Here is a 5,495-nt window from a genome sequence, read left to right as displayed (position 1 = left end):
ATCAAGACAGGCTTAACGGTGAATACAATTACGCTGGAAGCATTGAGTCAAGCCGATATACATCAATGGATTGCTGACACCTTGATTTGTGATTTACCCAGCGCTCAGCCATTGACAGAATTAGTGTATCAAAAGACTGAAGGCAATCCCTTTTTCTCGGTACAGTTGCTTAAGGCTTTATATGAAGAAAAGATCATTACCTTCAATGGGGATTTGCGTAATTGGCATTGCGATATTGCCCAAGCGAGATTGACCCATGCCGATGATGTGGTTGAGTTTATGGCAAGTCAATTACAGAAGTTGCCTTTAAAAACTCAGGATGTTCTCAAATTGGCTGCTTGTATTGGCGCACAGTTTGATTTGCAGACATTAGCGATCGCCTCTCAACAGTCCCTAGAAAGTGCAGCAATGGCTCTATGGCAAGCCTTACAAGAAGGTTTTATTATTCCCACGACAGAAGCCTATAAGTTATTTACGCAGACTGAAGTGAATGTTGATACGAATGCCGATACGAATGCTGTTTTACAAACTGATGTGAATGTAACTTATAAGTTTCTGCACGATCGCGTTCAACAAGCTGCTTATAATCTGATTGCTGAGCATGACAGGTCAAGGTTTCACTTAAAGATTGGGCGATTGCTCCTTCAGCAAACTACTGAAGGAGAGCGCGATCGCCAACTTTTTGTGTTGACAAGTCAGTTTAATCATGGTCGGCACTTAATAGAAAATGAGACAGAACGGCAAACAGTGTTAGCGTTGAATGTGCAAGCTGGAGAAAAGTCGCGTAAGTCAGTCGCCTATGGAGCAGCCATTAAATATTTTGAAATTGCTTGGAGTTTGCTCCCTGATGTGCCTTGGGGCGATGACAGCGATCACCGATTAGATCTTGCCATTGCGAGGATGGAGGTTGCCTATCTCAATGGTGATTTTGAACAGTCATGGATGATCGGTGATCAAACCTTAGCGAATGTGAGTACCCCCCTCGAACGAGCTAAAGTCCTTGAAGTTCAAGTATTAATTGAAATTGCCCGTGGGCGAATGTTGGAGGCGGTTGAACTGGGATGTGGCATTTTGGAGAGTTTGGGAGTCGAGCTTTTAGATGCCAAAACTGCCGAGGAGGAGATCGTTTTACCTAAACAGGAAGAATTAGAATCGATCGCTACCATGAACGATCCCCTGATTCTCCAATCAATGAGTGTGTTGATGACGATTATTCCTCCCGTCTTTATTGCAACTAACCTCTTCCCTCAAGTTGTGGTAACGATGTTGAAGCTATCGTTAGCCTATGGTAATTCTAATCTCTCTCCCTATGCCTATGCCGCCTATGGGTGGTTGGTAACAGGCGCACAGGGCAAAGTTGCTTTGGGCTGTCAATCGGGAGATCTGAGTTTATATCTGAGAGACAAGCTGAATACTCAAGTGCTTAGAACTAAGTTAGGAGTACTCTACAATGCCCATATCATCGCCTATCGCGAACCTCTCCGCAACACCCTAAATCCCTTGCGAGAATTGATGTATAGCGGTTTAGATACAGGAGATCTGGAATATGCCAGCTATGCAGCCATGCATTACTGTCATTACCCGATTTGGGCAGGAGAAACTCTGGATGTAGTTGCACAGGAACAGGAGCGAGTGATCGCTTTTATTGATAGTTATCTGAAGCAGTCCTTCTCACGGGAATTTTCTTGTGTCTGGCGACAAATGGTCTATAACCTGCGTCAAACTTTTACAGAACAAGTGTTCTATTTAATCGGAGACTATTTTAACGAGGAAGAGAGTTTGCCAGAATTAGAAACTGGCAAAGTTCATAATACTTTGGTTTGCTTTTATCTCGCCAAAAGCTTCATCAACTATCTGTTTGGACGTTATGAACAAAGTGCAGAGTATGCTGTTCAATGTGGTCAGCATACCTTTGCAATTCCGGGGGTATTTACAATTCCCATACATAATTTTGTGCAGTCTTTAGCCGAACTTGCTCAATACCAGAACCATCCTCAAGCGGATCTCACGGCTGTGCTGGATCTCGTTGATCGCAACCAAGCTTGGCTCAAGGTGAGAGTTGATGCTGCACCTGCAACTTTTCAGCATAGGTACGATTTGGTGGAGGCGGAACGACATCGCATTTTAAGTAACCGTTATCAAGCGATGGAACTTTATGACTTGGCGATCGCTGGCGCAAGAACTAACGGCTATATTCAAGAAGAGGCGATCGCAAATGAACTTGCTGCTAAATTCTATCTTGATTGGGGCAGAGAGAAAATTGCTCAAGTCTATATGACTGAAGCCTATTATGGCTATGTGCGCTGGGGCGCAGTTGCCAAAGTCACCGACCTCGAAAATCGCTATCCCCAACTACTCGCGTTGATTCTTCGAGAATCCCTTGGCTCTTTTGCGAAAAAACCTCTAAGTTCCCCTAGTAACACCTCTGAAGCAATCGATTTAACGACTCTGCTAAAAGCATCACAAGCAATTTCTGAAGAGATAGAGCTTTCAAAGCTCTTAGATGCGCTCCTAAATATTGCCAATGTTAATTCTGGAGCTGATAAATGCGTTTTACTGCTGCAATCAGAAGCAGAGTTGCAAATTGTCGCGCTCGTGGAATCTGGAAAACCTTCGCAAATCTTGACCGCCCCCATATCCTTAGAACACTGTGAAGATCTGGCGATTGGTATCGTCAATCAGGTCAAGCATAGTTTAGAACCCATAGTTTTAAGTGATGCCCGACAAGATGGGCAATTTACAAGCGATCGCTACATCCTCAAATATCGACCCAAAAGCATTCTATGTATGCCCATTCTCAAACAAGGCAAATTAATCGGGATTTTATACCTAGAAAACAGCTTGACCATAGGAGCATTTACCAGCGATCGCCTTGAAGTGCTAAACCTAATTTGCTCTCAAGCGGCAATTTCCTTGGAAAATGCCCAACTCTATCAAACACTGTATGCGAGTGAAAATAAATTCAGAACGCTAGTGGAAGGAGCCAATGACATGATCTGGGCTGCAAATTCCGATAGTATATTTACCTATTTGTCTCCCCAATTTCAGACCATGTTTGGTTTTCCCATTGGTGAATGGATAGGACAATCCTTAATAAAATTGATTCATCCTGATGACTTAGAAAAGGCTATTGCACCTGCTAGATTGGCGCTAGAGCAAGGACAGAAGTATCAAAACATAGAATTTCGTCACCTCTGCCAAGATGGTAGTTATCTATGGGTAACTCTAAATATGACCCCCATCTTTGATGTCAATGGAAGTGCGATCGGACTGCAAGGGATTTTACGGGATATCAGCGATCGCAAAAATTTAGAAAAAGAACAAACACGCTTGTTAAGAATTCTAGAAGCATCTTCAGACTATATTGGTACTGCTAGCCCAGATGGTGAAATTACTTGGACAAACCAAAGATTACGCCAATTTTTAAACATTGAGCAAGGCGCATCGTTGGCAGGTTATCAGATACAGGATTCCCATCCTCAATGGGCTTTAGATCTACTCTATCAAAAAGCAATCCCTCAAGCAGTTCAACAAGGTCATTGGACTGGGGAAACAGCAATCTTGACTCCAGAAGGACAAGAGATTCCTGTATCGCAAGTTTTGATGGCACATAAATCCCCAACAGGCGAACTGGAATACCTCTCAACGATTATGCGTGATATCAGCGAGCAAAAAAGAACAGAGGCAGCTTTACAAGCCTCTGAATTAGAACTACGCAGCTTATTTTTGGGAATGGATGATGTTGTCTTTGTGGTAGATCAAAATGGAACATATCTCAAGGTCGCCCCAACTAATGCGGACAAGCTTTATCTACCTCCCGATATACTCATTGGCAAAAAAATTCAAGAGATTTTTTCCCCCGAACAGTCTGAGCAATTTCTATCAGTAATCAGGAACACTCTAGACAAGCAACAAACTCAAGAGCATGAATATAGCCTGTTGATCCAAGATACAGAATTTTGGTTTAGTGCAAGATGTTCTCCCTTGAGTGAGCAATCGGTCATTTGGGTGGCTCGCGATATCAGCGATCGCAAAGCTGCGGAATCCCAACTCAAACAACAAGCCAAACAACTTGAAGAATATACCCAGACCCTAGAACATAGGGTAGAAGATCGCACCCAAGAACTTTCGCAAGCTTTATCCAATCTCCAGTCCACCCAAGCAGGACTAATTCAATCGGAAAAGATGGCAGCCTTAGGACAGATCACTGCCAGCGTCGCCCACGAGATCAATACCCCTCTAGGCGTAATTCGTGCAGCAACGGGCAATATCATTGAGGCAAGCAATGACTCCCTTCAGCAACTGCCCCAAATTATGCAAAGCTTAACTTCTCAACAGCAAGTAGAATTTATCGCTCTAGTGAATACCGCAATTCAGAACCCGCAATCCCTATCTACCAAAGAAGAACGACAACTACGGCGACAACTGCTAAGCGCTCTCGATAACCAAGGGATTGCTGATGCTAGTGGCATTGCTAATCAACTTAGTCAGATGCAATTAGGTTCCGATCTACATCTTTATCAATCTATTCTGCAAGTTCCGAATTGCTATGACATTTTACAGGTGGCTTACAAACTGGTTTTGCAACATCAAAGTATTCGCAGCATTCAACAGGAAGTAGACCGCGCCGCCAAGATCGTGTTTGCGCTCAAAACCTACAGCCATCGCAGCAGTGAGAATGGAGAAAATAGCCTGATTCAAATTAGTGATGGCATCGAAATCGCCTTGACGCTCTACCAAAGCCGTCTAAAGCAAGGAATAGAGGTGATTCGTAAATATGAGCCAGTACCTGATCTTATCTGTGATCCAGATGCGCTGACGCAGGTGTGGGTTAATTTAATTGACAATGCGATCTATGCGATCGGTAAAGCAGGTACTTTAGAAATAGCGATCGCCACCCAATCAGGAAAAGTAATAGTTGAAATTACTAATTCGGGCGCTGCAATTCCCGAAGAAATACTGCCGCGACTATTTGACCCATTTTTTACTACCAAACCGAGAGGTGAAGGCAGTGGACTGGGATTGGATATTGTGCGCCAAATCGTACAGAAACATGATGGAGAAATTCAAGTAAGCAGTCAATCGGGACGAACGACTTTTAGACTTTGTTTTCCATTGCTAGATTCCCAAGATAGGCAGGACAAATAGCCATGAATCCACAATACATAAACTCAAGTGATCGCTACCCTCGGATTGAGGGATACCTACTGACTGAAGAACTTCATACTAGTGCAAAAACCTCAGTCTACCGAGGGATTCAGCTTAAAGATACTCAACCTGTGGTCTTGAAACTATTGAGAAGCGATCGCCCCTCAATGCAAGATCTGCTACACCTGCGTAACCACTACCAATACTTCGGACATAAAAAAAGGGGAACAAAAAAGCTATTCATCGGATAAGGTGCAAGTAATGAATCAAAGCACCAAATGAATAGCATTAATGACATATTACCGAAAGTAGCAACCAAGGCACAACAGAAATTTCTGTCAATCCTG

2 protein-coding genes are annotated in these 5,495 nt (G+C 43.3%); both read left to right on the top strand.

All coding sequences use genetic code 11. The features are described from left to right. The first annotated feature begins 18 nt into the window (after positions 1-18). The gene (locus tag H6F44_RS23850) at positions 19-5,148 is read left to right on the top strand and encodes a PAS domain S-box protein (protein WP_190353252.1); all 5,130 of its coding nucleotides are present in this window, start codon (positions 19-21) and stop codon (positions 5,146-5,148) included. A 2-nt stretch (positions 5,149-5,150) separates the two neighbouring features. Further along, positions 5,151-5,399: a hypothetical protein gene (locus tag H6F44_RS22140; RefSeq protein ID WP_190353251.1), complete on the top strand. Its 249-nt coding sequence runs from the start codon at positions 5,151-5,153 to the stop codon at positions 5,397-5,399. Positions 5,400-5,495: the final 96 nt, after the last annotated feature.

The organism is Pseudanabaena cinerea FACHB-1277 (assembly GCF_014696345.1).
In the GTDB taxonomy this organism is placed as follows: domain Bacteria; phylum Cyanobacteriota; class Cyanobacteriia; order Pseudanabaenales; family Pseudanabaenaceae; genus Pseudanabaena; species Pseudanabaena cinerea.
Note: the sequence above shows the minus strand (reverse complement) of the source record. Positions and strands in the feature narration are given on the sequence as shown.

Excerpts from the sequence above, each read along its gene's own strand:
- H6F44_RS22140 (WP_190353251.1), top strand. The coding sequence starts at position 5,151 with ATGAATCCACAATACATAAACTCAAGTGATCGCTACCCTCGGATTGAG.